Source organism: Curtobacterium sp. BNK-1 (genome assembly GCF_048685235.1).
GTDB lineage: Bacteria > Pseudomonadota > Gammaproteobacteria > Enterobacterales > Enterobacteriaceae > Pantoea > Pantoea agglomerans.
The window spans coordinates 3,580,162-3,606,070 of the sequence record NZ_JBLQTJ010000001.1 but is presented as its reverse complement, the minus strand read 5'-3'; the positions used below and the strand labels follow the sequence as shown (position 1 = coordinate 3,606,070).

The following is a 25,909-nucleotide window of genomic DNA, read 5'->3' as shown; positions in this document are numbered from 1 at the left end:
TAGACTGCGCCCACTTTTTCATAACTGAACACTTTGTGTGGTGAATTCAGCGTGAATTGCCGCTTTTTCGCCCCAGGTGAATAAATCATGACCTTTATTGCCACTTTAATTCTTGCGCTGGGCATGTCGATGGACGCGTTTGCTGCTGCTCTGGGCAAAGGTGCCACGTTGCATCGTCCCGGTTTTAAAGAAGCGCTGCGTACCGGTCTGATTTTCGGCTCAATTGAAGCGCTGACGCCGCTGATTGGCTGGGCGCTTGGCCTGGCCGCCAGCCGTTACATCATGGCGTGGGATCACTGGGTTGCCTTCATCCTGCTGGCGTTTCTGGGTGGCCGTATGATGATGGAAGGCTTCCGTCAGACTGCTGTCGCAGAGCCCTGTGAAGCCCCGCAAAGCCATGGCTTTATGGTACTGGCGACCACCGCGGTAGCGACCAGCCTGGATGCGCTGGCTGTTGGTGTGGGTCTGGCTTTCCTGCAGGTGAACATCATTACTACCGCGCTGACCATTGGTGCAGCCACTACGGTGATGGCGACGACTGGCGTATTAGTCGGGCGCTTTATCGGTCCGATCCTGGGCAAATGGGCGGAAGTGTTGGGTGGAGTAGTGCTGATTGCCGTCGGCTCCACCATTCTGTTGCAGCATCTCGGCTACACCGCGTAGGGCTTTTGCACATAAAACCGTCATTTTTGTGATCTGGTTCAAATTTATTTGCTGTTAAAACGCGCAGGAGCTATACTTTTTCGGTATATGTTCAACTAAATTTGAATCAGGTGTTCCATGAAACGTATTTTTAAACACGTGTTCCGCGCTTACGTTGAGACGTTCAAACACGTACCGCCGGGTGCCATGTACTAAGCACCCCGCAAGAAACCCTCGATAATCGCGGTCAGGGATCGACCTGTGATTATCACCTTTTCTGCTTTTTCTGCCTTTGCTTCTGCTGATTTAAACCCGCGTTTTGCACTTCGGGTGCATCCTGTTTGTTGCTACTCCTCTCCTTCTGATTTTCCCGTTATGCGTCACTTTGAGCCAGAAAAGACGTTGCTGCAGTGATCTAATCTGCCCGGGAGATTTCCGGATGCCAGACAAAATGGCGGCATACCTTAAACAGGAAACAAGCACTTTTAATGGGTCACGGGATTGCCTGTGCCGAAACAAAGATTCACGGTTAACCCTGATGATTCTTCCTGAATATTTCAGTAAACCATTCGATAAAGACCCGGACCTTAGGCGGAAGATAGCGTCGGTCAGGGTAGAGTATAGAAACCGGTTTCGTCACAGTCGCATAACCCGATAATACTTCCTTCAGCTGGCCTGTTTCGAGGCAGGGCTTTAATGCCGTATATAATGCGTGAAGCATGCCGAGGCCCGCCACGCCACAGGAAAGAAGGACGTCAGAATTGTTAACTCGTACGCTGCTTCCCGGATGCCGTGAAACAATTTCGCCATTCATGACAAATTTCCATTCCTGGATGTCCCGACTGTGTTCATTAAAAAAATAAATGGCTTTGTGATCTTTAAGGTCATCAGGCGTTAAAGGAGTGCCATATTTATCCAGATAAGAGGGTGCTGCACAGGTGACCATCTGCAGGCTGCCCATTCTGCGCGAAATAAAATTCGAATCAGCAAGCTCACCGAGACGAATAACACAGTCCACACCTTCTGTAATTAAATGGGTCAGGCGATCTGAAGCGGTTAAGACTATTTCAATTTCAGGATATAAAGCCTGAAACTCGCTTAATTGTGGGATCAGGATACTGTGTGCCAGCGCCAGTGGAACATCAATGCGCAGCTGGCCACGAGGTCGCTGATTTGAAGAGTAAGAAGCCATTATATCGCTGGCATCACTCAGCAGCGTTTTAGCCCGCTGATAAATTTCTTCCCCTTCAACGGTCACACTCAGACTGCGCGTGGTGCGGTGCAATAGCTTAACGCCAAGCTTGTCTTCCAGCTGTTGTACGGACTTACTGACCGCAGGGCGATGCAGCTGCAAGGCGTCAGCGGCCCGGGTGAAACTACGGAATTCAACGACGTGAACAAAAATATCCATCAATTCCAGCATGTTCGAGCGCATCATTTAACTCCGCAAAAAATATTCCTGCCGAAATAGTGTATTGCGGATTATATCTCATTCCGATTGTTTCTCCTGCAGTAACACTGAAGTCCTTTTACGTGGCTTTTTACGCCCGCCTGCTTTTTTTATCATCACCCTATTCGATGCATACACATGGGAAATGACAAAATGAAAGCATGGTTACTGAAAGATTTTGGCCTTGAAAACTTAAAGCTTGAAGAGGTGGAAACGCCTGTACCCGGTCCGGGTGAACTTCTGGTTAAAGTTGGCGCGGTGTCTCTGAACTTCAGGGATAAGGCAATAGTAGAGGGCTTCTATGAGCCTCATCTGGTTCCAAAGCCACTGATTCCTGTCTCGGATGCCACGGGCACCGTTGTTGCCACGGGACAGGGTGTATCCCGTTTTAGCACGGGTGATCGCGTTAACTCGCATCTCTATTCACGCTGGTTAGAGGGTGAACCTGCGGCCGATGAGCCAGCATGGTGTATTGGAATGCCGTTACCCGGCGGGCTGGCTGAGTACATGATCATTCATGAGGACAGCGCAGTTAAAGCGCCTGACAGCATGACCGATGAAGAAGCCTCTACACTTCCCATCGCTGCACTTACGGCATGGTACTCGCTAATGGATATCGGCAATCTGCAGCCCGGTCAGACCGTGCTCGTACAGGGAACCGGTGGCGTATCGGTCTTCGCTGCTCAGATAGCGCATGCCTATGGTGCACGTGTCATTGCCACCTCCAGTAACGATGCAAACCTTGAGCGCATCAAATCACTGGGAGCAGATGAAGGGATTAACTATAAAAAATACCCTGAGTGGGAAAGAAAAGTGCTTGAAATGACTGATGGTAAAGGCGCTGACGTAACGATAGATGTCGCCGGGGGCAATGGCATCAATCAGTCAATTGCTGCGACAAAAGTTGCCGGTACGATTGCTCAGGTAGGATTTCTGACCGGCCAGACAGCACAACTTGATTTGATGCCGTTAATTTTCCGTCAGACAAAAATCCGGGGTATTGCGGTTGCACCACGCTCCTCGTTTGATCGGATGAATCCGTTCCTCAATAAACATAATATTAAACCCGTCATTGAACAGGTTTACAGCTTTAATGAGGCGGTTGAAGCCTTCCGGCATCTCTCCCGTGGTGCATTTGGCAAAATCGTCATCAGAATTAGCGACTGATAACGAATTTTTATTCCTCAATTCTGGCAGTTTTTACTGACTGCCAGATACTTTTTAATCCCACTCTCACCGCGTTAAACCCCTTCTCAAAGCGTGCTTATATCCTTTCTGCACATCGTCAAAAGGGCCGCTTTTCGTATCACCACGACCGGCAGCGGTGAGTTACTTTTGCGGGTGGATAAGGGACAATTTTCGCCCGGCAAAAACGCTCCTGTCTTAAATCGCATCGGCCAAAAATTCAATAAATGTCCGTACTTTCGAATTGAGTGCCGAACGTTCGGTGACACAGGCATAGATATTCATCGGCAGGGACTCAATGGTGCTCTCGCCACTGTGACCTGACCAGGCCAAAGGCCTTAGCAGACCGCTGTCTATCAGTGGCTGAGCAACAAAACTTGCCAGACGGGCAATGCCGCCGCCGTTTACGGCTATTCTGGCGATGATATCAATATCATCGCTGATAAAACTGGGGTTGAGTTTTGCATTAACAGGCTGTCCGTTGACCATAAACGTCCATGGCAGAAACCGTCTGTCGGTGGGATAGCGGAAAACCAGGCAGGCGTGCTGGCTAAGTTCTCCAGGCGTCTGAGGCGTACCAGCGCGATCAAGGTAAGCGGGAGCCGCACAGAATATAAAGGGTAACGATGCAATTTTTCTGGCGATCAGTTGATCATTCAGCTGTGCTTCGATGCGGATACTGACATCGACGCCTTCCAGGCGATGATCGACGTTGCGATCGGTACTGATCAGTTCAATATCTATATCGGGGAAAGACGCTTTGAAAGCGGGCATAAGGGGAGCCAGAACGTACCGACCAAACGCGGCTGTTGTGGCGATACAAAGTGGGCCCTGCGGTTTGGTTTCATTCGCAGCAGCCTGCGAGGCGAGTTCGATATCCTGTGGGATGTGACGGACTTTCTCGAAATAGCGTTTACCGTTTTCCGTTAAGGTCATGCTGCGGGTGGTGCGCGATAGCAGTCGCACGCCCAGATGCGCTTCAAGACGGGAAAGACTCTGGCTGACTGCTGCCGGACTCATACCTTTAGCGCGTGCCGCCGCTGCAATACTGCCGTTTTCCACCACGCGGATAAAAGTGCTAATCAGCCCTAAAATGTCCATCGTATCCTCAACCGTTAATTCGTCACTTTTACTTAATAATGATTAAAGCATAACCGCTCTACAACCCCCCGCATAAGCTTGTTAAGTTAGCCGCAGTCTTATCTACTTTTGTTAAACAGGATATTCAGATGACTGATGCTGCAACAAAAAAAACCTTACGAACCCGCTTGCCGGTGCGCACGACACCTTACATATTTGCGCTTTATATGGCGATCATCATGGCGTTCCTGATGAGTCTGGTCATCACGTTAGCCGAATTCGGAATGGGGCCTCATTACATGACAAATGTGATGAATGCTTACCGGGTCGCCATGCCAGCGGCTTTCTTTTGCATACTGGTTGTCCGTCCTGTTGTTATCCGGCTCGTAGGATTGACCGTTCACGGTCACTGAGAAAGTCAGCATGCCCAAAATGGGCGGACAGGTAGGGTTTAGCCCGCTTCTCGCTCATCGCGGCAGGCTGCTTCTGCACCAGAATGGAGGCGGGTGGCAAACCTCCAGCATTTCAGATGCGGGGTGAGGGCGGGCAGGTCGTCCGGATACTGACCGGTATCAGGATGAAAGATACCGAAAGCCGGGCGTACGATATGCAGCAGGTAAAGCTCACAGATGAAGAGGGCGATGACAGCGCTTCACTGGCCGTGCGGAAATTTTTAAGCGATGTGACCTTACTGGCTCTGTTTATTGTTAAGCATCAACGTTAAATCGGCACCGTCATTATGACAGGATTAGCCTGCTCCTCTTCGCACACAGCGGAGCCTGAAGCACTTCCTGAGCAGTCAAAATAAAACAGCCATTCAGACATCTGAGCGTTTAAATGGTTAAAATAAATAAACATATACATTGCTAAATTATTATCGCTATGTCTTAATGCGTCATCGGTTTGGAACACAGACCTTATGAAAGCAGTTTTAGTAAAGTAGTCCTCAGTTCAAGTGTTATCCACAGATATCCTTCTTCGAGAGCCTCCTCCTAAGTGCCCAATAAGTAAATCTCTAACTACAGGCCATCTTCGCCGCTCTTAGTGGCTAATCGATTAAGGAAATATCTATGTCTAACAAAATGACTGGTTTAGTAAAATGGTTTAATTCAGATAAAGGTTTTGGCTTTATCACTCCCGATGATGGCAGCAAAGATGTATTCGTACATTTCTCTGCTATCCAGGGTGATAACTACAAAACGCTTGATGAAGGTCAGAAAGTCTCCTTCACCATTGAAAATGGCGCCAAAGGCCCTGCAGCTGGCAACGTCACAGCGCAGTAAGCCGCGCTCATTATCAGCGACGCTTACAATAGCGATGAAGACATAAGTCTGAGCAGATAAGATCTGCTGATAATAAAAGAAACCCGCCCAGTGCGGGTTTTTTATTGCCTGAAATTCGCATCATCTCTGGTCCGTTGACCTGCTCCGCGTTTATCAGGCTACCCCGATGTTAATCCTCTCTTCATAAACCCTGCTCGTGATGAAATGTGACGTTAAGCCATCGGGCAAAAGCCATAACGCGCTTTTTGAAATCAGCGATGCTCCCCTGAGGCGTATTACTGATTGCCAGCAAGTCATCCATTTCTTTTGCTAACGCTGGATATCGGACATTGAATGTAAAGCGATACTCCTCGGGTGTTTCAGTCATTGCCTTCCCGCTTACACCAGATAGATCTCCCGCCAGAGTTTATCACCCGCAACGCCAGCGTCTTCTTATGCGAAACCCCATACTTTTTCACACCATCGCGCGGATAACCCGCCTGCTATCTGATCCCGACCTACACTGAATTATTCTCCCCAAACCAGGAGCAGCGGATGATCCAGAAGCATCGACGAAAACAGGCAGCGATTGTGGCAGGTGTTGGATTGGGTGTGGCGGCCACGTTATGGGGCATGAAACGCTGGCGGCAGCTTAAGGAGACGCCGCCGGTGTCGCCGAACAGTCATCACGCCGGTCTGGCCGGTTATTATCAGCAGATTGGTGACTGGCGCATGTTTACCCGCGTTACGCCCAATGAGGCTCAGGGACTGCCGGTCGTGTTAATCCACGGTCTGGTGATGTCGGGCCGGGCGATGGAGCCACTGGCGCTGGCGCTGGGGCGCGACTATCACGTGCTGGTGCCGGATCTGCCCGGTTTTGGCGCCAGCACACTGCCCCCTTCTGCGCCGATCATGTCGGTGGATCAGCTGGCGGATGCGCTGTGGCTGTGGTTACAGCATAACGGTTTCCAGCGCGCTATCTGGGTCGGCAATTCGTTTGGCTGCCAGATTCTGGCCGCGCTGGCGGTGAAACACCCACAGGCTGTGGCGGGACTGGTGCTGCAGGGGCCGACGGTCGATCGTCATGCCCGCAGTCTGCCGCGTCAGCTCTGGCGCGACTGGCGTAATGGCCGCCTGGAATCCCGTCGTCCACCGGGGCCACTGGCCCGAATCGATTACGCCAAAGCGGGCCTGCGTCGCGCCTTCGGTACCCTGCGCGCCATGATGCGCGACCGCATTGAGCATCGCCTTACTTACATTAACGCACCCACGTTGCTGCTGCGGGGCTCGCGCGATCCCGTCTGTCCGGCCCGCTGGCTGGATGAACTCGCCGCCCTGATGCCGCGCAGCGAAAGACTGACATTACGCGACGGGACGCACACTTTGCACTACGTCTACCCGTGGAGTTTCTGTCACGCCATCCGCCCGTTCCTGGCACGTATCCAGCAGGAGGATCAACATGAGTAAACCACCAAGAGGGATTGCCCGCTTTGACTCTGCTGCCGCCATGCTGCTTGCGCTGGCCAATGCGCTGCACGACCGCCCCTTTGCCAGCCCCAGCCAGTCACCGACGCTGGATCGCCTGTTGCCCTCACTGAACCGGCTGCCGACCGGGCTGCGTGAGTGGGGCTATGCGCTGGGCGGCATGGCAGAAGGCATCAGCCTGCGTCAGGCGGGTGAACTGGATGTGGAAGGGATCGCCGAATGGATGGTGAGTGAATACCCGCAACAGGATTATCCGGCGGCCTTTATCGGTTCATCGAACGGTGCACTGGTGCATCTGGCGGCGGCGATGGGTGTGCCCTGGTTGCCCCAGACTTTTCTTTGCCCGGTGCGGGCCGCGAATAACGATCCCGATGATGCACAGACCAGCTTTGAGCAGGGCAAAGAGATTGCTGCCGCGCTGCTGGCTGCCTGGCCACGGCTGGCGGTGCACCATATGCAGGACCCGAATCAGGATCGGTTGATGCTCGATCAGATGCGCTACTTCCGGCTAAAACTGCGCGAACTGCCGCTGGCCTTCAACGAATTCCTGATGGGAAGTCTGCCCGCCGGATCAACGCTGTTTATCAATCATTGTACCCGACAGTGGCCGGTAACCCGCACCAGCGACCGCTCGTTTTTCCAGTTTGGTGCGCTCGGCGGCGCAACCGAAAAAGAGTACTTACAGGGCGGCCCGCGGGTAGCGGAATATCTGGCACGCTATGGCATCGATCGCGAGCGCTGGACGCCGCCGGCCATTACTGACCACGTGCCGGAAGCGGAGTGGGGACTGGATGGTTATCTGATTTCGCCGCTGAAAAAACTGGCGGAGGCGCAGAACTGGAAGCTGATGGAGATTCGTTATGAAGATCCGGAGGCGATGAGCTATGTGGTGGCAGAGATCTACCGCGACTGGTATCTGGCGGCGGGAATTTTACCGACCCGGCTGACGGTGGACAGCTTCCTGCTGATGGACCCGTGGTGCAGCATGCATCAGCACGCCATCCCGTTCTGGCTGGTCTTTTGCACCGAGCCTTCGGCCGCGGCCCTGCAACGCTTCCTGGAAAAACAGCCGCCGTTCCGCAACATCGACATGATGCTCTTTTCCCACGGCACCGACAGCATCGGGCTGGCGGAGATTGACCGCTGGCGGGCGCTGCTCTCCCATGCACGTGATGAAGGCGTATTGATTGGCGTGGATGAAGAACGTTTCCCGCGTGATTTCGCGACGTTTGCCCGTTTCGACTCGGCGCTGCGTGAACGGGCGCCGCTGTTGCCACCTCCACCCGCGCTGAGCGCGGAGAAGGTGATGACGGGTATTCAGCGTTATGGTGCGAAATATGGGGTCACCCTGACGGCGCTGACGTAGCAGTCGCGCCGTCAGTCGTGATTATTCGCCGTCGGTGATCGGCTGGCGCACCAGCAGCAGGTAGGCGAGTGCGCCAACCAGCGTCACGCAGGCACAAATCATCAGCGCCATGCTGAACGATTTGGTGGTGTCGAGCACCCAGCCAGTGATGACCGGCGCGAACGAGGCGAAGATAAAGCTGGCGAAGTTCTGGATGCTGCCGACAGACGCTGTCATACGGGCGGTGACGTTGGCGTGGATCAATCCCCAGCACGACGTTCCGGCGAAGTGGATACAGAACAGCGCCATCCCAATCAGCGTTACGGCGCTGGTGGTGTCGGTCGCGCGGGTCACCACGGCGGTAAAGCCGGCGGACAGCAGCATCCCGCTGACGATGCAGACTTTGCGGGTTTTCACCGCGTTAAAGCCGCGACGTACCAGCGAGTCGACCACATAGCCATTCAGCAGCATGCCCGCCGCACCGAACAGGAACGGAATCGCTGCCAGCAGGCCGGTACTTTTAAGATCGAGATGATAGGTCGACTGCAGATAGCCCGGCAGCCACGCGATATAGAGCCAGGCGGTGTAGTTGATGCCGCTGAAGCCAATCATCATTCCCCACATGGTGCGCTGCTTAAACAGGCCGCGCCACTCTTTGAAGCTGATCGGCTCTTTACGCGAGGCGACGCTGCCCGCCTGCAGATAGTGGATCTCTTCAGCGCTCAGGGTGTTGTTGTCGCGGTCGCGGTAGATCATATACCAACCGATAGCGAGGAACATGCCGAGGATACCGATCGTGACAAACATGCCACGCCAGCCCATCACCAGCATCATCGCCGCCAGAATCGGCGGAGCCACCGACAGTCCAATCATCGAAGCCGCATTGAACATTCCCATCGGCATGCCGCGATCTTTAATGTTGAACCAGTCGTTGATTACCTTCACGCCGCACGGGTTCATCGGCGCTTCGCCAATGCCGAGGCCGATGCGCACCAGGATGAACTGGGTAAAGTTATGCACCAGGCCAGAGGCGGCCTGGAACAGCGACCAGATAAACATGCCAATGCCGAGCATAATGCGCGGCCCTTTACGATCCAGCAGCGCGCCGCATGGCAGTTGCGCCAGGCCATAAGCCAGCGAAAAGGCGGAGAGCAGGAAGCCGATTTCGGTGGCGCTCAGCCCCATCTCCTCGCGGATGGTCATATTCGCGACCGACAGCGAGCTGCGATCCAGATAGTTGATGATGGCGGCGAACAGCAACAGCAGCATCGCCGTGATCTGAATCTTGCGGATACGCGGTGAACGCACCACGTCGCTGCGCATCGGCACGAAATCCTGGTCTGATGGCGTGTCGCCAGCTGCGCTGTCGCGGCCGGTTACTGAAGTCTTTTCCATTGCACTCTCCCGAAACTGGGTACTTATCGTTATGGTGAGAAGGGGTCTGCGCGCAGCGGCAAAAGGCCGCCGTGACGTTGCAGTCGAGACTAAGAGCAAAGGGTTAAGGATGTTGCAAAGATGTTTCTGAATCGTGCGGGAGCTAATGCTTTGTGGTTTTTAATCGGTTTTTAATTGTACTGACCGATTGAGCGCACCATCGAGGTTTTAGCAGTCGCCAGATGGTTATGTAATGCACAGAGGGCGTCGACATCCTGACGGCCAATCAGCGCGGTCAGAATCGCCATATGCTCCTCCAGCGCCACAATATTTCGCTGCTTGAGGTCGCTCTCGTCCCACTGATAATGCGAATGAAAGATCACCGAGATAATCTCCAGCGACTGATTGAAAAATGGGTTGTTGGCGGCGGATAAAATCAGCGAATGCATCTGACGATCCAGTGCGGCAAAGTGGCGATAGTTGCTGGCGATGGTATCGCGCATCGATCGGTGACGATCCAGCAGATCCCGCGCCTGAACCCAGCGCTCGTCCCCTGCGGGCAGATTCAGGAAGCGGCTCAGGGCGTGGGTTTCCAGCATCTCGCGCAGTTCAAACAGCTTCTCGGCGTAATCCTGGGTGAATTTTTTCATCCGCCACTGGCCGCGTCTGACCGGCTCCAGCAGGTCATAGCGCATAAAGCGCAGCAGGAATTCGCGCACCACCACCGGACTGACTTTCACCTGCTGCGCCAGTTGCAGCTCGCTGAAGGTATCGCCGGGCACCAGCTGCCGCTGATTAATCATATTAAAAAACATCTGCTCAAAGTGGCTGGCCTGCTGCTCAATCGGCGGCGTTAACGCGCTAAAACCGTCATCTTCGCGCGGATCGCGCACGATAACCCAGGTTTGATCCACCTTATCCAGCACGCCGCACTGATGCAGATAGTGCAGGGTGTGGCGCACCGTAGTCCGGCTGATATTAAACATTTCCGCCAGTGCCGCCTGGGGCGGCAGCGGTGAACGAATATGGTGCTGAGCGATGCTTTCCAGCATCTGGTTGATGACGTTCTGGCGCAAATTCTGGCTGCGGCTCATCTCACTCTCCGGTTTTTTATGCATTAAAAACCATTCAAAGCCCAAAAAAATCGCGGTGCTTCACACTTCCCGCAAACGAACACCGCAGCGCGTGCAGGATTCGCCATAACTGCCTGCAGGACAACCGGAGAATCACCATGACAACAATGAAAGCACTGGTCATCGCTGAACCACGTAAGATGGTATGGACCACCCGCGATATCCCCACGCCCGCCGCTGGCGAGGTAGTGATTAAAATCCTCACCGCGGGAATCTGCGGCACCGACATCCACGCCTGGTCCGGTAATCAGCCATTCTTCAGCTATCCACGGGTGCTGGGCCATGAAATCTGTGCCGAAGTCGTGGTGCCGGGAAGTGATGTGGAGGGCTTTCAGCCGGGCCAGCGGGTAGCGTTAATGCCCTACATCTCCTGCCTGCGCTGTGACGCCTGCCAGAGCGGCAAGACCAACTGCTGTGAGCAGATCTCAGTGATTGGTGTGCATCAGGATGGCGGGTTCTGCGACTACTTAAGCGTGCCAGTCAGCACGCTGCTGGCGGTGGATGATGTCGCGCCGGAAGCGGCTGCGCTGATTGAGCCGTTTGCCATCAGCGCCCATGCGGTGCGTCGTGCCGCAATTGTGGCGGATGAGCAGGTGCTGGTGGTGGGTGCCGGACCGATTGGGCTGGGTGTTGCCGCTATCGCCGCCGCCAGCGGCGCGCAGGTGGTGGTCGCGGATACCAGCGAATTTCGTCGCCAGCATGTTGCTGACCAGCTCGGCCTGGCGGCACTGAATCCGGCTGATGAAGCGTTTTACAGCGCGCTGCGCGAGCAGTTTGGTGGCCGTCTGGCGCTGAAGGTGATCGACGCCACCGGCAGCCCGGCGGCGATGAACAATGCGGTCAACCTGATGCGACACGGCGGCACTATCGTTTATGTCGGCCTGCACAAAGGCGATCTGGTGATCCCGGACAGTGAATTCCATAAAAAAGAGACCACCCTGATGGGCAGCCGCAACGCCACCCGTGAAGATTTCGATCGGGTGCGTGCGCTGATGGCCAGCGGCCAGCTGCGCGCCGAAATGATGCTGAATCACCATCTGGCCTTCTCCATGCTGGATGAAACCTTTGAGGCGCAAATCATCAACAACCGCGAGCTGATCAAAGGCGTGATTCATTTCGACCGGTAACGCGGCCAGTCGGTTCGCGTGGTTCAGGGCGCGGTGAGAGTCTGAAAGAAGTGCGCCCGCACCGCGTCAGCATCCACGCCAAGTGCGATACGCTGGGCGGTCAGGCCGTTAAAGGGATCCTGGCGGGATGCCAGCGCGCTCAGCTTACGCACCGTCTGACCGCAGGCGATGCCCTCCGTGATCACCCGCAGCGGGCTTTCGGTCAGGGTAAACGCCTGTGGCAGAGTGAGCCACGCCACCGCCAGGGTGTCATGCAGCGCCATTCCCTCGAATCCCTCTTTCTCCAGACTGTAAGCCAGGTAAGGGCGACAGATCGCACTCAGCACCGGCTGATTCAGACGCTGAACCTCATCGCCGCTGATCAGCACCTTGTGCGTGACATCCAGCGGGATCACCACCACGCTCAGTGCCGAGGCGAGCACCTGATCGGCAGCATGCGGATCTTTCCAGATATTAAATTCGCTGAAGGGCGTCACGTTGCCACTGTGCCCGTCGGTGCCAAATGCGCCGCCCATGATCACCAGCTCCTTCACCAGCGGAATAATATCCGGTGCCTGATTAATGGCCGTGGCGATATTGGTCAGCGGACCAATCGCCACCAGGGTGATTTGATGCGGCTGCGCCCGCACGCTGTCGATAATAAATTGCACCGCGCCCGGCGCCTGATCGCTGCAGGCATTATCAAACGCATCGCCCAGCCCATCTTCACCGTGCAGTCTGGCGGGCGCAGAGGGTGGCAGCGCCAGCGGTCGTGAACAGCCGCGATAGACCTCCGCGTTAATCGCCATTTTCCCGCAAAACAGTCGGGCGTTTTTCACCGCCTGACCCACTGCCACGTTGCCGAAGACCGTGGTAATCCCCAGCAGATGCTGCGTCCGCGCCGCATAGGCCAGCGCAAAGGCGTCATCCACGCCGATATCGGTATCAAAAATCAGGGTACGCATAGGGTCTCCGCAACAGGCTGTAAACCATCAGCATTACTCCGTCTGTGGCGTGCGCGTCAAGGTTTTCAGCCGCCATGACCTCACTGTTGCCAGCCTGAAACGGGCGTCGTATTATCACCGGCTCAAGGTGATGGCGTGCCACCTTTCCCAACCGCCGGTGGGCTTTACACCGGCTGATGACGCCTGACACTCAATCCTTTCGCGGGAGCTGAGGTGTCAGGCGCAGTTTATCTCTGCCTTTCCCCCTCAGCCCGGCGTCAATCTGCAATCAGGAGCAAGACATGTTGAAACCGTTATTGGCTGTGATGATCGGCGGCTCTGCCGGCTGTGTACTGCGCTGGCTCTTTGCGATGCGCTTTAATGCGCTCTTTCCCAATCTGCCGCCGGGCACGCTGCTGGTGAATCTGATCGGCGGTCTGGTGATCGGCGGCGCGATGGCCTGGTTTGTTCGCCATCCCGACATCGACCCGATCTGGAAACTGCTGATCGTCACCGGACTGTGCGGCGGGCTGACCACCTTCTCCTCTTTTACGGCGGAATTAATGGGGTTGCTACAATCAGGGAACTATCTCTGGGCGATGACCAGCGCACTGGTGCATGTGATCGGTTCGCTGCTGATGGCGTTTGCCGGTTTCGCACTGGTCACGATGCTGGGCTGATCCGGCTAAGCGGCGCTTGTCATACTCCTTAAGAGGTAGATACTGTTTCAGGTTTTACGCCCGACCATCCCGCATGAACGGGCGCAGAAGCTGAACGTCACCGATTATTCCGGACGATTAAGGAGCCGAGCAATGCGAACTAACCCCACATTCCTTAACCTGGTGCTGTTAAACGGTGAACCCGGCCAGAAGCTCCAGGCGGCGCATGACGCCGGTTTCGATCAGGTGGAGATCTGGCGCGAGGATGTCGAGGCGTGCGAGGGCGGCGCGGCGGCACTGGCTGAGATCGCTGCCCGGCAGGGACCTGGCTTTACCAATCTCCAGGTGCTGCGCGATTTCACCGGGGCACCCAGCGCGTTGCGCGGACAGAAGCGCGAAGAGCTGCGCCAGTTTATTCAGATTGCCCAGGCGCTGGGCTGCGACACCATTCAGGCGCCGGCCAGCACCCGCGAGGATTGCTGCGCCGACCAGATTGATGATGACCTGCGCTGGATGGCCTCTGAAGCTGCGCGCTACAACATGCGCATTATGTATGAGCCGATGGCCTGGTGCAGCGTGGATAACACCCTGCCGCTGGCGTGGCAGCGATTGCAGCGGCTCGATCAGCCCAATATCGGGCTGGTGGTCGATCTGTTTCATATCTGCGCACTGGGCGGCGATGCCTCACAGCTGGACGGTATCCCTGCCGATCGCATCTATGAAGTGCAGCTGTGTGATATGGCCGCCATGCCTGCGCAGGATAAGCAGAGCCTGATGGCGATGGCAAAGCATCAGCGTCTGCTGCCCGGCGATGGCATTATCGACATTGAACGCTTTGTCGATAAGCTCAAAAGCGCGGGCTATCAGGGGCCGGTGGGAATTGAAGTCTTTAATGATGCGCTGAAACGCCTGCCGCCTGACGTGGGTGCACGTCATGCCTGGCAGGCATTAAAGCGCTGCTGGGGTTAATCCTGTAAGCACTGCCCGATAAACGCGGCGGCGTGCATGGCACCCTGAGCGGAGATGGTGTGGCCGGTGGCAGGTTCAAATCGCGCTTCTACCGGCACCAATGCGGCTCTGAGTCGTGCTGCGGCAGATTCGCTCTCCTGCCACGGGATCACCTCATCGGCCTGGCCGTGGATCAGCAGCGCGGGCAGATGAGGCTGTGGCGTCAGTTCACCGTCAACCGCCAGACGACCCGAAAAGGCGACCACGCCCGCCAGCGGATAACGGCCAGATGCCAGCGCATCCAGCGCCATGATCGACCCCTGTGAAAAGCCGACCAGCACCACATCCTGCCAGCGGTCGGCGAAGCCGTGCTGTGCGATAACGTCGCTGAGGGTCGCGTCAAACGCCGCCCGCGCGGCCCGTACCCGACCTGGCCGGTTCTCTGGCGTCACCTCCTCCAGGCTGAACCACTGCCAGCCAAAACCGGCGGTAAAACGTTCGGGCGCATTGGGTGAGGCAAAAATCACATCCGGCAACAGCGTCGCCCAGTGACGGCCAATCGGTGCCAGATCGTCGCCGTTACTGCCTACGCCATGCAGAAAAATTACCAGTGCTTTTGCCATTATTGCTCCTTTAAAGACCGTACTCACTCAGATCCGGGCCTGCCGGAACGATCCCGTTCGGGTTCAGTGCCTTGATCGAGTAGTAACCCTGTTTGATATGATCGATGCTGACCGTCTCACGCACGCCGGAGACTGACAGCATGCTCTTAAGATAGCGATTCAGCAGCGTATAGTCGCGTATCCGGCGCAGGTTGCATTTGAACAGGCCATGATAGGCGACGTCAAAGCGAATCAGGGTGACGAACAGGCGAATATCGGTTTCAGTCAGCCGTTCACCCAGCAGGAAGGTGCGTCCATCGCTGAGCAGGGCTTCCAGTTCGTCGAGCTGGCTGAAGACGTCGTTAAAGGCCTGCTGATAGCTGATTGATGTCGTCGCGAACCCGGCGCGGTAAACGCCGTTATTCAGACGCGGATAGAGACTCTCATTCAGCGCATCAATCTCCGGGCGCAGCGCGGCGGGATAGAGGTCGATGCGGTTATCGGCCAGATCGCCAAAGCCGCTGTTAAACATACGCACAATGTCAGCGGACTCGTTGCTGACAATGGTGCCGGTTTTCTTGTCCCACAAGACCGGCACGGTGGCCCGGCCCGTGTAATCGGGCGCGACGCGGGTATAGATTTCATGCAGGTACTGCGCGTTATTCAGCGGGTCCTGCTGTGCGCCGGGAAAATTGCCAAAGCGCCAGCCCTGGGCACCGAGCTGCGGTTCAACCACCGTCACGCTAATCAGCGACTCCAGCCCTTTGAGCTTGCGGGCAATTAACGCGCGCGACGCCCACGGACAGATCAGCGCCACATAAAGATGGTAGCGATCCGCTTCTGCCGCAAATTCAGTGGAACCATCGCTGCTGATAAAATGCCGGAAACCGGACGTCTGACGGACAAATCCACCCTGTTTATCGGTCGACTGCACCGGGTGCCAGTCACTACTCCATTTGCCTTCTACTAACATCGCGCGACTCCTCTGTAATGTGAGAAGCAGCTTAACTGATGACTAAACGGCTGATAATCCGGTCATAAAGACAATCATTTCTTCCATTCTGGAAGAAATTACGCGGGCGGAAAACGGGTAAAGTGACTCACCAGGAAGTCGATAAGCAGGCGCGCCCGGTGTGCCAGATGACGGGCGGGCGGATAAACCGCAAACAGGCCAAGCGGTGGCGTATCGAAATTCTCCAGCAGCCGGACAATCTCACCGCGTTGCAGCGCGGGAGCCGCGATAAAACCGGGCAGCCGCGCAATGCCCAGTCCGGCAATCGCGGCCTGCAGGCAGGCTTCGGTGTTGGCGAAGCGCAGACGCCCGCGGACCGGTACGGTGACAATCTCGCTGCTGCCGTCGCCGCCGGCAAACGGCCAGTGCCAGGGATCGCGAAAATTGGTGTCGATGATGCACTGATGCTGCGGCATCTCGCGCCAGTGCTGCGGCGTGCCAAACTGCTCAAGATAGACCGGCGAGGCGGCGATGCGCACATGCACCTCACCCAGCTTGCGCGCGACCAGGCTGCTGTCGCTGAGGGTGCCGATACGGATCGCCATATCAAAGCCTTCATCGACGATGTTGACGGACCGGTCTGAAAAGCTGACATCCAGTTCAATCAGCGGATAGCGCCGGGCAAACGCCACCAGCACCTCAGACAACACCACAGTACCAAAGGAGCCGGGGGCGCTGATTTTCAGCCTGCCGGTGGGCGTGGTGGCGCTTTCACGCACGCTGGCATCCAGCGTCTCAAACGCATCAAGCAGATTTTTGACCCGCTCATAATAGCTGCGCCCGACATCGGTGGGCGACAGGGCGCGCGTGCTGCGCTTAAACAGCTGGACGCCGAGCCGCTGCTCCAGCTTTGAAACCAGCTTGGAAGCCTGACTGCTGCTGGTGCCGAGACGTAACGCCGCCGCAGAAAAGCTGCCGGTTTCCAGCACCGTGACAAACATCCGGTCACAATCGAGTCGATCCATGGCGGTGTCCTGTGGAGATAAAGTCGCAGTATAGAAGCTGCGGCCATGCGATGCAGCCTTCACTTTGCGTGCCTTAACCCTTTCGCTGACGCGGAAAACCTGCTTGACTGACTCTCTGCCCGACGTTCTCTGGAGTAATTCATGTCGCTGATTCACCTGACGTCACTGGCGGAGATCCCGGCCGCCGAGTGGGATGCGCTGTTGCCTGATGACCAGCCCTTTTTGCGCCACGCCTTTCTGCTCACGTTAGAACAGAGCGGCAGCGTGCGGTTAGAGGCGGGCTGGCAGCCCGATCATCTGCTGTGGCGGGAGGAGGGCGTGACCCGCGCCGCGCTGCCAGGCTACCGCAAACGCCATTCACAGGGCGAGTACGTCTTTGATCACGCCTGGGCGGATGCCAGCCAGCGCGCCGGGATCCGCTACTACCCGAAATGGCTGGGCGCGATCCCCTTCAGCCCGGTCAGCGGCGCGCGCCTGCTGGGCGAAACCGCTGCCGCTGCGCAATTGCTGTCGGCCCTGCCTGAGAGCCTGTTACAGCAGGGCTTAAGCGGGGCACATATCAACTTTACCGATGCGCAGGCTAACCAGTTGCTGGCCGATCAGCCCGACTGGCTCTCCCGGCTCGGCTGTCAGTATCACTGGCATAACCGTGGCTACCGCGATTTTCAGGATTTCCTGGATTCGCTGATGTCGCGCAAGCGCAAACAGCTGCGTAAAGAGCGTGAGCAGGTGATGCAGAGCGGCTTTGAGTTTGACCGCTACCTGGGCTGTCAGCTGCGCGAAGATCAGTGGGATTTTGTCTACACCTGTTACGCCAACACCTATGCGGTGCGCGGGCAGCGTCCCTATCTGACGCGTGACTTTTTCAGCCTGCTGGCGGAACGCATGCCGCAGAATATTGTGGTGGTGATCGCCCGTTTACAGCAGCAACCGGCCGCGATGGCGTTTTATCTGCGGGACAGCAACGCGCTCTATGGCCGCTACTGGGGCTGTCTGGCGGAGTTTGACCGGCTGCACTTCGAAACCTGTTTCTATCAGGGAATGGATTTAGCTCTTGATGAGGGGCTGACGCGGTTTGATGCCGGCGCGCAGGGCGAGCATAAGCTGGTGCGCGGCTTCGAGCCGCAGATTACCCACTCCTGGCACTATCTGCTGCATCCCGGCCTGCGCGATGCCGTGGCAGATTTTCTGGTGCAGGAGCGGGAAGGCGTGCGCGGCTGGGCAGAAGAAGCCCGCGACGCCTTACCCTATCGACGCGGCGATTAATCGATGCCGACAAAACCGCCGGTCTGATGCTGCCACAAGCGGGCATAGAGGCCGTTTTGCGCCAGCAGCTCGTGATGGCTGCCCATCTCGGCAATGCCGCCTTTATCCAGCACCACCAGCCGATCCATCTTCGCGATGGTCGACAGGCGGTGCGCGATGGCGATAACGGTTTTGCCCTGCATCAGTGACTCCAGGCTCTCCTGAATCGCCGCTTCCACTTCGGAGTCGAGCGCCGAGGTGGCCTCATCCATGATCAGAACCGGCGCATCCTTCAGCAGCACGCGGGCTATCGCCACACGCTGACGCTGACCGCCCGACAGTTTCACGCCGCGCTCGCCCACGTGCGCGTCCAGCCCGGTGCGGCCCAGTGAGTCGGAGAGCAGCGGGATAAACTCATCGGCGCGGGCGCGGTGAATCGCAAGCTGCAGCTCCTCTTCGCTGGCGTCGGGACGACCATAAAGCAGGTTTTCACGGATTGAGCGGTGCAGCAGCGAGGTGTCCTGCGTAATCATACCAATCTGGCTGCGCAGGCTCTCCTGCGTCACGGCGGCGATATCCTGATCGTCGATCACAATCCGCCCCGCGTTCAGGTCATAGAGGCGCAGCAGCAGGTTCACCAGCGTCGATTTACCGGCACCCGAGGGACCAATCAGCCCAATCTTCTCACCAGGTTTGATGTCGAGGTTAAAACCGTTAATCACCTGACGGCCACCGCCATAATCGAAGCGCACATCCTCAAAACGGATGTTGCCGCGCGTCACCTTAAGCTGCTTCGCCTGCGGCGCATCCTGCACGCTCAGCGGCTGCGCGATGGTTTTCAGGCCATCCTGTACCGTACCAATATTTTCGAAAATGCCATTGACCACCCACATGATCCAGCCGGACATATTCACCAGGCGGATGACCAGACCGGTCGCCAGCGCAATCGCCCCGACGCTAATCAGCGACTGGCTCCATAACCACAGCGCCAGCCCGGAGGTCGAGACAATCAGCAGGCCGTTCAGCGCCGACAGGGTCAGATCCATGCTGGTGACCATGCGACCGGCGTTCTGGGTTTTTTCGGTCTGCTCCTGAATCGCCTCACGCGCATACTGCCGTTCCAGATCGCTGTGAGCGAACAGCTTGATGGTGGCGATGTTGGTATAACCATCGACAATGGTGCCCATCAGCTTAGATCGCGACTCTGAGGAGACCACCGAACGCGCTTTAACGCGCGGCACAAAGAAACGCAGCGAGGCGCTGTAGGCCACCATCCACAGAATCAGCGGGATCATCAGCCGCCAGTCGGCACCGGCAAACAGCACCAGTGAAGTCACCGCGTAGATCAGCACGTGCCAGATGGCATCCACCAGCTGCACCGCGGAATCGCGCAGTGAACTGCCGGTCAGCATAATGCGCTGGGCGATGCGACCCGCGAAATCGTTCTGGAAGAAATTGAGGCTCTGGCGCAGCACGTAGTTGTGATTCTGCCAGCGGATCATGCTGGTCATGCTCGGGCTGATGCTTTGATGCACCAGCATGTCGTGCAGGGCGATAAAAATCGGCCGCAGAATCAGCGCCACCGCCCCCATCCACAGCAGTATCGGCCAGTTATCCCGAAACAGGCTGGCGGGCGTGGAGTGATTGACCATATCGATAATGCGGCTCAGATAGCTGAACAGCGACACTTCAATCAGGGCTGACGCCAGTCCCACTACCAGCAGTGCCGCGAAACTCGGCCAGACCTGCCGCAGATAGTAGAGGTAAAACGACCAGACCGTTGAGGGGGGCGAGTCGGTGGGCGCGTCATGAAAAATATTGATAAAACGCTCAAAACGGCGATACAACATAGCGATACTCTTTCCGTCCGGTAAAGAGCTACAGCTTAGTGCATGAACCCCGTTCGGCTAAAAGGAGAAAATATGGAAATCATTATTCGGGCACGGGAACCGCAGGATGCCGCCGCCTATCAGCGACTCTACAGTCATCCCGATGTCTATCCCTGGACGCTGCAGCTGCCGTTTCCCAGCGTTGCCACCTGGGAGAAAAAAATCGCCAGAATGGATGCTGAGGGGTTTATCGCCTTTGTCGCGGAGATCGAGGGCGTGCTGGCCGGTGAGCTGACGCTGTTTGTGGATAACAAGCCGCGCACCCGCCACTGCATCAGCTTTGGGCTGGGTGTGCATCCCGATTACGCCGGTCGCGGCGTCGGTGAGCGCCTGATCCGCACCGCGCTCGACTATTCCCGTAACTGGCTGGGGATTACGCGTATGGAGCTGGAGGTGTTTCACGACAACGAACGGGCGCTGCGGCTCTATGAGCGGCTGGGCTTTGAGCGTGAAGGGGTGATGCGGCAGGCTGCCCTGCGCGACGGTCAGCTGCGCGATGTGGTGATGATGGCGAAACTGCTGCACGAGAAGTGATAACCGGAGCGGCAGCGCTGCCGCTCCGCTTTTCATTACGGATTTTTATTGCTGTATTGCTGCATGTTCTGCTGCGTCACCAGTTCAAACGGGATCCACTGGTGGGAATCGACTTTTTTCCCTTTGATCATCTGCTGCGCCACCTCGACCGATTTTTTGCCCTGACCCACGGCATCCTGGAACACGGTGACGGCCAGTTTGCCGCTTGCCAGGGCTTTCAGGCCATCCGGCGTGGCATCAATGCCGCCCACCAGAATGGTTTTCTTCGGTTTCGCCTGGGCAATCGCCATGGTTGCGCCAATCGCCATTTCGTCGTTGTTGGCGGCGACAATATCGATCTCTTCCCCGTTCGACAGCCAGTTGAGCATTAAATCCATGCCCTCATTACGCGAATAGTTTGCGGTCTGCTTCAGCACTACTTTCATGTCGGGATACTTTGCCACCACCTGCTCCACATCTTTGGTGCGCTGCAGCGCACCCGCATCGCTGAGGTTACCGATGATAATAGCGACCCTGCCACGATAACCCGCCTGCTTCGCCAGCGCTTCCATCTGCAACGTGCCCGATTCGCGTTCGTCAGAGCCGACAAACACCACGCCCGGCGGCAGGGTTTTATCGCCCGGTGTGCGGTTAACGTAGACCAGCGGAATGTGAGCCTGCTGCGCCAGTCTGGTCAGGGCAGGGGTGCTGGCGGAGTCGACCGGATCGACGATAATCGCGTCCACCCCGGAACTGATAAAACTCTGCACCTGATCGGTCTGACGGCCCACGTCGCCGCGTGCATCTTCGAACTGCGCATCCAGCTGACGCGCTTTGGCCTCTTTCTCGATCGACTGGCGGATAATGGTCAGAAAGTTCTGGTCGAAATAGGCCATTGAGACGCCAATTTTCTCTGCCAGCGCCGACGTGGAAAGAGAGAGCAGACAGAGTATTGCCCATGCACGTTTTTTCATTGCAGACTCCCGAGGTTAACTGAGTGGAATAGATTTTTCATTTATTATAAAAATGGACAAAGATTATCATTTGCAGCTTATGAACAGTCGCCGGGTTTGACAACCGGCCCTTTTCACTCTTGCTAGCGCCGCCACACTTTGCCGTAAAATCGCCGCGTCATAGCTGCCAGCGCCGATGAAATCCTCGACGTGGCGCACACTCTGCGGCAGGCAGCCGCGGCTTTTTGCGCTTTTGTGCAGCATCGCACTGGCCTTTGTGGTGGTTGTCAGAAAACCGTTGAATCGGGCCTGACGATCTCAACATCCGCACAATGATCCATCGTTAGCCTCCTATCTATATTTCCTTAAGCGGGAAATCTCAGCGTTATTCCTGAAAAAAACCTCGTGGCGCAACCTGCCGCTTTTTAAGGAATTCAGCTCATGCTTAAAGACCAAATGACTCACCGGACGTCTCATGTGCGCATCTGGATCCTCTGCCTGATCCTCTTTCTGTCGGTCGTGGCTTATGCCGACCGTTCGATCCTCTCGATCTCCGGATCGGCGATCAAAGAGGAGTTCGGCCTGTCAGCGATCCAGCTGGGATTGATCCTCTCTGCCTTCAGCTGGGCCTACGTTATCGGTCAGATCCCCGGCGGACTGTTTCTTGACCGCTTCGGGGCTAAAAAAGTGTATGGCGTCACGCTGGCGCTCTGGTCAGTCTCGACGCTGGCGATGGGATTCGTTGGCGAGTTCTCCAGCGGCATGACCGGCGCGCTGATGCTGATGTTTGGTCTGCGCTTTATGCTGGGATTGATCGAGGCACCCAGCTTTCCCGCCAATGCGCGCGTGGTGATTATGTGGTTCCCTGGCGCAGAGCGGGGACGGGCTTCATCGCTGTTCAGCTCGGCGCAATATTTTGCCGTCGCCATTTTCTCGCCGTTGTCAGGCTGGCTGGTGTCGCGCTTTGGCTGGGAGTGGCCGTTCTTTGTGCTGGGCGGCATCGGCCTGCTGGCGGTGTTTGTCTGGGCTGCCTGGATGCGCGAGCCGCGCAATCACCCTGGCGTGTCAGAGAGTGAACTGCGCCACATCGTCGACGGTGGTGCGCTGGTGGATATCGACTCGGCGCAGACGCTGAAAGCGCGGCCACCGGTCAGTAAAGCGATGTTCAGAAAGCTGCTCACTAATCGCATGCTCTGGTGCGCCTATCTCGGTCAGTACTGCATCATCGCGCTCAGCTACTTCTTTATTACCTGGTTTCCGATCTATCTGGTGCAGGCGCGCGGCATGAACATCATGGAGGCGGGCTTCGCCACCGTTGCTCCGGCGCTGTTTGGTTTTCTGGGCGGGATCAGCGGCGGCTACCTGTCAGACAAATTAATCGCCCGGGGCTGGAGCGTCTCCTGGGCGCGTAAAACGCCCTATATCGTCGGCATGCTGATGGCGTCCAGTCTGGTGCTGGCGGCGATCATTCCGGGCAATAGCGGCATTATCGCCATTATGTCCTTCGCCTTTTTCGGTAAAGGTATAGCGGCCGGTGCAGGCACCTGGACGGTGATCAGCGACACCGCACCCAAAGAGGCGGTGGGCCTGGCCGGCTCCATTTTTAACGGCATCGGCAATATTGCCGGTTTCACCACGCCGCTACTGTTCGGCATCATCGTCGGTCTGACCGGCAGCTACAGCATCGGGCTGGCGTTTGTGGCGGCACACTGTGTGGTAGCGGCCCTGTTGTTCCTGCTGGTGATGGGGCCGATTGAACGCGTCGGTGAAGAGAGCGATCGCCCGGCATCCTATAACAATCAGGAGAAAGAAGATGGCATTAAAGCAATGTAAGGTGCTGATCAGAGGGAAATTCCTGCCGCCGCAGCTGATAGAGAACATTGAAAAGACGTTCACCGCGTTCCGGCTGTGGGAGGCGGAAGATGAGGCAGCCTTTCTGGCTGAGCAGGGCGCAGATATCGACATGCTGGTCACCAGCGGCAACGCGGTGATGGGCGCACCGGCCGCGCTGATCGCCGCGCTGCCAAACCTGAAAGCGATCTGCAGTAACGGCGTCGGTTATGACAGCATTGATACGGAAGCCGCCCGGTCGCGCGGCATTGTGGTGACCAACACGCCGGAGGTGCTCAATGATTGCGTCGCCGATCTGGGGATGGCGCTGCTGCTGGATGTGGCGCGCCGCATCAGCGAGGCCGATCGCTTCACACGCGCCGGTCACTGGACGCAGGGCCGCTTTCCGCTGAGCAGCAAAATCGGTGGCAAGGTGTGCGGTATCGTCGGGCTGGGCAATATCGGTCAGGCGGTGGCAAGGCGCGCGCAGGCGTTTGATATGGCGATTCACTATTACAACCCGCGTTCACGCCCCGATGTGCCCTACACCCGTCATGAGAGCCTGGTGGCGCTGGCGCAGCAGGCCGATTTCCTGGTGCTGACCCTGCCGGGCGGTGCCGCGACGCGCCACATTATCAATGCGGAAGTGCTGCAGGCGCTGGGACCACAGGGCTATCTGATTAACATTGCGCGCGGCAGCGTGGTGGATCAGCAGGCGCTGGTGGATGCGCTGGAAACCGGGCAGATCGCCGGTGCCGGGCTGGATGTGTTTGAACAGGAGCCGCAGGTGCCTGACGCACTGCGCCAGCGCGACAATGTGGTGATCACGCCGCATATCGCCAGCAGCACCCGCGAAACCATGGCGGCGATGGCTGACCTGGTCTTTGAGAATATGCTGGCGTTTGCCCGTGGTGAGCCGGTGCTGACCCGGGTAGTGTAACCACAGCGGCGCCTTAACCCCCTGCTGAAACGGGGGCGAGGCAGGACGCCTCTCCTCTGACCACTCACCAGACCCTCACCTTCGCACAAAACAGCCTGAAGAAAATTTGTCCGGCTGCCGATATCACCTTACCACCCGCTGATATTAAAGAGTGATAGCGTGATAAAGCTGATTACCATTGATGAATTGCGCCCAGGGATGTTTATCCACAAGCTGGAGGTCTGGTGGATAAAAGACCAGCGCATTCATAATGAGATGCTGATCACCGATCCCCGACAAATCGCCATGCTTCGCACTGAAGGGATCCGCCAGCTCTGGATCGACCTCGATCGATCGGTGCAGGCGCCGATCGCCTCCACGGTCGCGAAGAGAACCATTGGCCGCACCCCGTTTTTCCAGGAACTGGATCAGGCACAGCAGATCTTTTTGCAGGGCAAACCGAAAGTGCTGGCGATGTTCAACGAAGCGCGGCTGGGTAACGGCCTGAAGCTCGATTATATGATGGATCTGGTGGATGAAATCGCCGGATCGATCACGCGTGAACCCTCCGCCATGCTAAGCGTGGCGCGACTGAAAAATCATGATGACTACACCTACCTGCACTCCATGGCGGTCTGCGGGCTGATGATTGCGCTGGGTAAAAAACTCGGGCTGGATGAGCAGGAACTGCGTCGGGTGGGCATGGGCGGTTTACTGCATGATGTCGGCAAAGCGGCCGTGCCGCTGGCGATCCTGAACAAAGCGGGCAAGCTGACTGAAGAGGAGTTCAGGGTGATGCGTGAGCATCCGGTGGTCGGTGCGCAGATGCTGATAGAAGCCGACGCCGATGACGATCTGCTCGATATCACCCTGCATCATCATGAAAAATATGATGGCAGCGGCTATCCGCACCGCCTGAAAGGCGAGGCGATTTCGCTCTACGCCCGCATGGCGGCGGTGTGCGATGTCTATGATGCCGTCACTTCGACCCGCTCCTATCGCAACGGCTGGACACCCGCCGAGGCGATGCACCAGATGCTGAGCTGGCGCGGCCATTTCGACCCTGGCTTGCTGCACACCTTCGTACGGACCATCGGCATCTATCCGGTGGGATCGCTGGTGCGTCTGGCCTCCGGCCGGGTGGCGCTGGTGGTGAAAGCGGGCGAAAAATCGCTGATGCGTCCCTGCGTGCATGTCTTCTGGTCGCTGCACGCCCAGCGTGAAGTGAAACCGGAAGAGCTCGACCTTGGCGACAGCTTCTGCACCGACAGCATTGTGGGCGCAGAGGACAGCACGCTGTGGGGTAACGTCGATCTCAATCGTATCTGGGCGCTGGAAGTCGCCTGATTTTTCGCCATTTTTACACTA

Annotated in this window: 28 protein-coding genes and 1 riboswitch; of the genes, 17 read left to right on the top strand and 11 right to left on the bottom strand. The window is 56.9% G+C overall.

Annotated features, from left to right (window positions below; translation table 11 throughout):
- Positions 1 to 87 precede the first annotated feature (87 nt).
- From mntP to ACMGGP_RS17085, 3 genes are all read left to right on the top strand, one after another.
- Entirely contained in the window at positions 88 to 663 is a 576-nt protein-coding gene (mntP, locus tag ACMGGP_RS17095) for a manganese efflux pump MntP (RefSeq protein WP_010253515.1), read from the top strand.
- Positions 664 to 780: 117 nt separating this feature from the next.
- The gene (gene azuC / locus ACMGGP_RS17090; protein ID WP_111534772.1) at positions 781 to 858 is read left to right on the top strand and encodes a stress response protein AzuC; all 78 of its coding nucleotides are present in this window, start codon (positions 781 to 783) and stop codon (positions 856 to 858) included.
- 45 nt (positions 859 to 903) lie between these two features.
- Positions 904 to 1,056, top strand: coding sequence for a hypothetical protein (locus ACMGGP_RS17085; protein WP_305820201.1), 153 nt, complete (start codon positions 904 to 906; stop codon positions 1,054 to 1,056).
- Positions 1,057 to 1,171: 115 nt separating this feature from the next.
- Here ACMGGP_RS17085 and ACMGGP_RS17080 read toward each other — a convergent pair whose 3' ends face one another.
- On the bottom strand, positions 1,172 to 2,080 hold the full coding sequence (locus ACMGGP_RS17080) for a LysR family transcriptional regulator (RefSeq protein ID WP_022623961.1): 909 nt from the start codon (positions 2,078 to 2,080) through the stop codon (positions 1,172 to 1,174).
- A 165-nt stretch (positions 2,081 to 2,245) separates the two neighbouring features.
- On the opposite strand from ACMGGP_RS17080, the gene ACMGGP_RS17075 reads away from it, so the two are divergent.
- The gene (locus ACMGGP_RS17075) at positions 2,246 to 3,259 is read left to right on the top strand and encodes a zinc-dependent alcohol dehydrogenase family protein (RefSeq protein ID WP_022623962.1); all 1,014 of its coding nucleotides are present in this window, start codon (positions 2,246 to 2,248) and stop codon (positions 3,257 to 3,259) included.
- 216 nt (positions 3,260 to 3,475) lie between these two features.
- On the opposite strand, the gene ACMGGP_RS17070 is transcribed toward ACMGGP_RS17075, so the two are convergent.
- Positions 3,476 to 4,378, bottom strand: coding sequence for a LysR family transcriptional regulator (locus ACMGGP_RS17070; protein WP_311973569.1), 903 nt, complete (start codon positions 4,376 to 4,378; stop codon positions 3,476 to 3,478).
- A 128-nt stretch (positions 4,379 to 4,506) separates the two neighbouring features.
- Here ACMGGP_RS17070 and ACMGGP_RS17065 point away from each other — a divergent pair, with 128 nt between their 5' ends.
- The 3 genes from ACMGGP_RS17065 (at position 4,507) to cspE (ending at position 5,640) form a co-directional block, all read left to right on the top strand.
- A complete protein-coding gene (locus ACMGGP_RS17065) occupies positions 4,507 to 4,770 on the top strand; it encodes a DUF2798 domain-containing protein (protein WP_010253502.1) in 264 nt (87 codons plus the stop codon).
- A gap of 164 nt (positions 4,771 to 4,934) precedes the next feature.
- Positions 4,935 to 5,081: a hypothetical protein gene (locus ACMGGP_RS17060; RefSeq protein WP_498798661.1), complete on the top strand. Its 147-nt coding sequence runs from the start codon at positions 4,935 to 4,937 to the stop codon at positions 5,079 to 5,081.
- Between the two features lie 346 nt (positions 5,082 to 5,427).
- Complete coding sequence (cspE, locus tag ACMGGP_RS17055; protein WP_010671477.1) at positions 5,428 to 5,640, top strand: transcription antiterminator/RNA stability regulator CspE; 213 nt, start codon at positions 5,428 to 5,430, stop codon at positions 5,638 to 5,640.
- A 181-nt stretch (positions 5,641 to 5,821) separates the two neighbouring features.
- Here the strand turns inward: cspE and ACMGGP_RS17050 are convergent, their stop codons facing one another.
- A complete protein-coding gene (locus ACMGGP_RS17050; RefSeq protein WP_174819601.1) occupies positions 5,822 to 6,007 on the bottom strand; it encodes a hypothetical protein in 186 nt (61 codons plus the stop codon).
- 167 nt (positions 6,008 to 6,174) lie between these two features.
- On the opposite strand from ACMGGP_RS17050, the gene ACMGGP_RS17045 reads away from it, so the two are divergent.
- The gene (locus ACMGGP_RS17045; RefSeq protein WP_033766570.1) at positions 6,175 to 7,086 is read left to right on the top strand and encodes an alpha/beta fold hydrolase; all 912 of its coding nucleotides are present in this window, start codon (positions 6,175 to 6,177) and stop codon (positions 7,084 to 7,086) included.
- Positions 7,079 to 8,470 (top strand): hypothetical protein, encoded by a 1,392-nt coding sequence (locus ACMGGP_RS17040; RefSeq protein WP_052270746.1) that lies wholly within the window; start codon positions 7,079 to 7,081, stop codon positions 8,468 to 8,470. Before ACMGGP_RS17045 ends, ACMGGP_RS17040 begins: the two co-directional genes overlap by 8 nt.
- Before the next feature lie 21 nt (positions 8,471 to 8,491).
- On the opposite strand, the gene ACMGGP_RS17035 is transcribed toward ACMGGP_RS17040, so the two are convergent.
- Together ACMGGP_RS17035 and ACMGGP_RS17030 are read right to left on the bottom strand one after the other, a co-directional pair.
- Positions 8,492 to 9,844 (bottom strand): MFS transporter, encoded by a 1,353-nt coding sequence (locus tag ACMGGP_RS17035; RefSeq protein ID WP_010671480.1) that lies wholly within the window; start codon positions 9,842 to 9,844, stop codon positions 8,492 to 8,494.
- Positions 9,845 to 10,014: 170 nt separating this feature from the next.
- The gene (locus ACMGGP_RS17030) at positions 10,015 to 10,941 is read right to left on the bottom strand and encodes a GntR family transcriptional regulator (RefSeq protein ID WP_498798660.1); all 927 of its coding nucleotides are present in this window, start codon (positions 10,939 to 10,941) and stop codon (positions 10,015 to 10,017) included.
- Positions 10,942 to 11,054: 113 nt separating this feature from the next.
- On the opposite strand from ACMGGP_RS17030, the gene ACMGGP_RS17025 reads away from it, so the two are divergent.
- Positions 11,055 to 12,083, top strand: coding sequence for a zinc-binding alcohol dehydrogenase family protein (locus tag ACMGGP_RS17025; RefSeq protein ID WP_498798659.1), 1,029 nt, complete (start codon positions 11,055 to 11,057; stop codon positions 12,081 to 12,083).
- A gap of 23 nt (positions 12,084 to 12,106) precedes the next feature.
- On the opposite strand, the gene ACMGGP_RS17020 is transcribed toward ACMGGP_RS17025, so the two are convergent.
- Complete coding sequence (locus tag ACMGGP_RS17020) at positions 12,107 to 13,027, bottom strand: nucleoside hydrolase (RefSeq protein WP_187492277.1); 921 nt, start codon at positions 13,025 to 13,027, stop codon at positions 12,107 to 12,109.
- A gap of 117 nt (positions 13,028 to 13,144) precedes the next feature.
- Positions 13,145 to 13,220, top strand: a riboswitch (Fluoride riboswitch).
- Between the two features lie 88 nt (positions 13,221 to 13,308).
- Between ACMGGP_RS17020 and crcB the strand changes: the two genes are divergently transcribed.
- Positions 13,309 to 13,686 carry a fluoride efflux transporter CrcB gene (gene crcB, locus ACMGGP_RS17015; protein ID WP_031593044.1) on the top strand — a complete coding sequence of 126 codons (378 nt, stop codon included), beginning with the start codon at positions 13,309 to 13,311 and terminating at the stop codon, positions 13,684 to 13,686.
- Positions 13,687 to 13,818: 132 nt separating this feature from the next.
- A complete protein-coding gene (locus ACMGGP_RS17010; protein WP_187511611.1) occupies positions 13,819 to 14,634 on the top strand; it encodes a sugar phosphate isomerase/epimerase family protein in 816 nt (271 codons plus the stop codon).
- Here ACMGGP_RS17010 and ACMGGP_RS17005 read toward each other — a convergent pair.
- From ACMGGP_RS17005 to ACMGGP_RS16995, 3 genes are all read right to left on the bottom strand, one after another.
- A complete protein-coding gene (locus ACMGGP_RS17005) occupies positions 14,631 to 15,236 on the bottom strand; it encodes an alpha/beta hydrolase (RefSeq protein ID WP_033773107.1) in 606 nt (201 codons plus the stop codon). The two genes, ACMGGP_RS17010 and ACMGGP_RS17005, sit on opposite strands and share 4 nt — an antisense overlap.
- Positions 15,237 to 15,246: 10 nt before the next feature.
- A complete protein-coding gene (locus ACMGGP_RS17000) occupies positions 15,247 to 16,188 on the bottom strand; it encodes a glutathione S-transferase family protein (RefSeq protein ID WP_122889834.1) in 942 nt (313 codons plus the stop codon).
- Positions 16,189 to 16,286: 98 nt separating this feature from the next.
- Entirely contained in the window at positions 16,287 to 17,192 is a 906-nt protein-coding gene (locus ACMGGP_RS16995) for a LysR family transcriptional regulator (RefSeq protein ID WP_341576463.1), read from the bottom strand.
- A 141-nt stretch (positions 17,193 to 17,333) separates the two neighbouring features.
- On the opposite strand from ACMGGP_RS16995, the gene ACMGGP_RS16990 reads away from it, so the two are divergent.
- Complete coding sequence (locus ACMGGP_RS16990; RefSeq protein ID WP_311978235.1) at positions 17,334 to 18,458, top strand: GNAT family N-acetyltransferase; 1,125 nt, start codon at positions 17,334 to 17,336, stop codon at positions 18,456 to 18,458.
- On the opposite strand, the gene ACMGGP_RS16985 is transcribed toward ACMGGP_RS16990, so the two are convergent.
- Positions 18,455 to 20,287, bottom strand: coding sequence for an ABC transporter ATP-binding protein (locus ACMGGP_RS16985; RefSeq protein WP_033759129.1), 1,833 nt, complete (start codon positions 20,285 to 20,287; stop codon positions 18,455 to 18,457). The genes ACMGGP_RS16990 and ACMGGP_RS16985 overlap by 4 nt on opposite strands.
- Positions 20,288 to 20,359: 72 nt before the next feature.
- Here ACMGGP_RS16985 and ACMGGP_RS16980 point away from each other — a divergent pair, with 72 nt between their 5' ends.
- Positions 20,360 to 20,860 carry a GNAT family N-acetyltransferase gene (locus ACMGGP_RS16980; RefSeq protein WP_010253457.1) on the top strand — a complete coding sequence of 167 codons (501 nt, stop codon included), beginning with the start codon at positions 20,360 to 20,362 and terminating at the stop codon, positions 20,858 to 20,860.
- Positions 20,861 to 20,895: 35 nt separating this feature from the next.
- Here the strand turns inward: ACMGGP_RS16980 and ACMGGP_RS16975 are convergent, their stop codons facing one another.
- A complete protein-coding gene (locus ACMGGP_RS16975) occupies positions 20,896 to 21,813 on the bottom strand; it encodes a sugar ABC transporter substrate-binding protein (protein WP_033759128.1) in 918 nt (305 codons plus the stop codon).
- 420 nt (positions 21,814 to 22,233) lie between these two features.
- Here ACMGGP_RS16975 and ACMGGP_RS16970 point away from each other — a divergent pair, with 420 nt between their 5' ends.
- The 3 genes from ACMGGP_RS16970 (at position 22,234) to ACMGGP_RS16960 (ending at position 25,888) form a co-directional block, all read left to right on the top strand.
- Complete coding sequence (locus ACMGGP_RS16970) at positions 22,234 to 23,625, top strand: MFS transporter (protein WP_062759571.1); 1,392 nt, start codon at positions 22,234 to 22,236, stop codon at positions 23,623 to 23,625.
- A complete protein-coding gene (locus tag ACMGGP_RS16965; protein ID WP_022623978.1) occupies positions 23,606 to 24,562 on the top strand; it encodes a 2-hydroxyacid dehydrogenase in 957 nt (318 codons plus the stop codon). The genes ACMGGP_RS16970 and ACMGGP_RS16965 overlap by 20 nt, the downstream gene beginning before the upstream one ends.
- 159 nt (positions 24,563 to 24,721) lie before the next feature.
- Entirely contained in the window at positions 24,722 to 25,888 is a 1,167-nt protein-coding gene (locus tag ACMGGP_RS16960; RefSeq protein ID WP_010253446.1) for an HD-GYP domain-containing protein, read from the top strand.
- Positions 25,889 to 25,909: the final 21 nt, after the last annotated feature.

What these genes read in the sequence shown, in the direction of transcription:
- ACMGGP_RS16980 (WP_010253457.1), top strand. Translation starts at nt 20,360, where the DNA reads ATGGAAATCATTATTCGGGCACGGGAACCGCAGGATGCCGCCGCCTAT.
- ACMGGP_RS17020 (WP_187492277.1), bottom strand. Translation starts at nt 13,027, where the DNA reads ATGCGTACCCTGATTTTTGATACCGATATCGGCGTGGATGACGCCTTT.
- ACMGGP_RS17065 (WP_010253502.1), top strand. Translation starts at nt 4,507, where the DNA reads ATGACTGATGCTGCAACAAAAAAAACCTTACGAACCCGCTTGCCGGTG.
- ACMGGP_RS16970 (WP_062759571.1), top strand. Translation starts at nt 22,234, where the DNA reads ATGCTTAAAGACCAAATGACTCACCGGACGTCTCATGTGCGCATCTGG.
- crcB (WP_031593044.1), top strand. Translation starts at nt 13,309, where the DNA reads ATGTTGAAACCGTTATTGGCTGTGATGATCGGCGGCTCTGCCGGCTGT.
- ACMGGP_RS17070 (WP_311973569.1), bottom strand. Translation starts at nt 4,378, where the DNA reads ATGGACATTTTAGGGCTGATTAGCACTTTTATCCGCGTGGTGGAAAAC.
- ACMGGP_RS17030 (WP_498798660.1), bottom strand. Translation starts at nt 10,941, where the DNA reads ATGCATAAAAAACCGGAGAGTGAGATGAGCCGCAGCCAGAATTTGCGC.
- ACMGGP_RS17035 (WP_010671480.1), bottom strand. Translation starts at nt 9,844, where the DNA reads ATGGAAAAGACTTCAGTAACCGGCCGCGACAGCGCAGCTGGCGACACG.
- mntP (WP_010253515.1), top strand. Translation starts at nt 88, where the DNA reads ATGACCTTTATTGCCACTTTAATTCTTGCGCTGGGCATGTCGATGGAC.
- ACMGGP_RS17005 (WP_033773107.1), bottom strand. Translation starts at nt 15,236, where the DNA reads ATGGCAAAAGCACTGGTAATTTTTCTGCATGGCGTAGGCAGTAACGGC.
- ACMGGP_RS17050 (WP_174819601.1), bottom strand. Translation starts at nt 6,007, where the DNA reads ATGACTGAAACACCCGAGGAGTATCGCTTTACATTCAATGTCCGATAT.
- ACMGGP_RS17080 (WP_022623961.1), bottom strand. Translation starts at nt 2,080, where the DNA reads ATGATGCGCTCGAACATGCTGGAATTGATGGATATTTTTGTTCACGTC.
- ACMGGP_RS16975 (WP_033759128.1), bottom strand. Translation starts at nt 21,813, where the DNA reads ATGAAAAAACGTGCATGGGCAATACTCTGTCTGCTCTCTCTTTCCACG.
- azuC (WP_111534772.1), top strand. Translation starts at nt 781, where the DNA reads ATGAAACGTATTTTTAAACACGTGTTCCGCGCTTACGTTGAGACGTTC.
- ACMGGP_RS17010 (WP_187511611.1), top strand. Translation starts at nt 13,819, where the DNA reads ATGCGAACTAACCCCACATTCCTTAACCTGGTGCTGTTAAACGGTGAA.
- ACMGGP_RS17075 (WP_022623962.1), top strand. Translation starts at nt 2,246, where the DNA reads ATGAAAGCATGGTTACTGAAAGATTTTGGCCTTGAAAACTTAAAGCTT.
- ACMGGP_RS17025 (WP_498798659.1), top strand. Translation starts at nt 11,055, where the DNA reads ATGACAACAATGAAAGCACTGGTCATCGCTGAACCACGTAAGATGGTA.
- ACMGGP_RS17040 (WP_052270746.1), top strand. Translation starts at nt 7,079, where the DNA reads ATGAGTAAACCACCAAGAGGGATTGCCCGCTTTGACTCTGCTGCCGCC.
- ACMGGP_RS16985 (WP_033759129.1), bottom strand. Translation starts at nt 20,287, where the DNA reads ATGTTGTATCGCCGTTTTGAGCGTTTTATCAATATTTTTCATGACGCG.
- ACMGGP_RS17045 (WP_033766570.1), top strand. Translation starts at nt 6,175, where the DNA reads ATGATCCAGAAGCATCGACGAAAACAGGCAGCGATTGTGGCAGGTGTT.
- cspE (WP_010671477.1), top strand. Translation starts at nt 5,428, where the DNA reads ATGTCTAACAAAATGACTGGTTTAGTAAAATGGTTTAATTCAGATAAA.
- ACMGGP_RS17060 (WP_498798661.1), top strand. Translation starts at nt 4,935, where the DNA reads ATGAAAGATACCGAAAGCCGGGCGTACGATATGCAGCAGGTAAAGCTC.
- ACMGGP_RS16990 (WP_311978235.1), top strand. Translation starts at nt 17,334, where the DNA reads ATGTCGCTGATTCACCTGACGTCACTGGCGGAGATCCCGGCCGCCGAG.
- ACMGGP_RS16965 (WP_022623978.1), top strand. Translation starts at nt 23,606, where the DNA reads ATGGCATTAAAGCAATGTAAGGTGCTGATCAGAGGGAAATTCCTGCCG.
- ACMGGP_RS17000 (WP_122889834.1), bottom strand. Translation starts at nt 16,188, where the DNA reads ATGTTAGTAGAAGGCAAATGGAGTAGTGACTGGCACCCGGTGCAGTCG.
- ACMGGP_RS16995 (WP_341576463.1), bottom strand. Translation starts at nt 17,192, where the DNA reads ATGGATCGACTCGATTGTGACCGGATGTTTGTCACGGTGCTGGAAACC.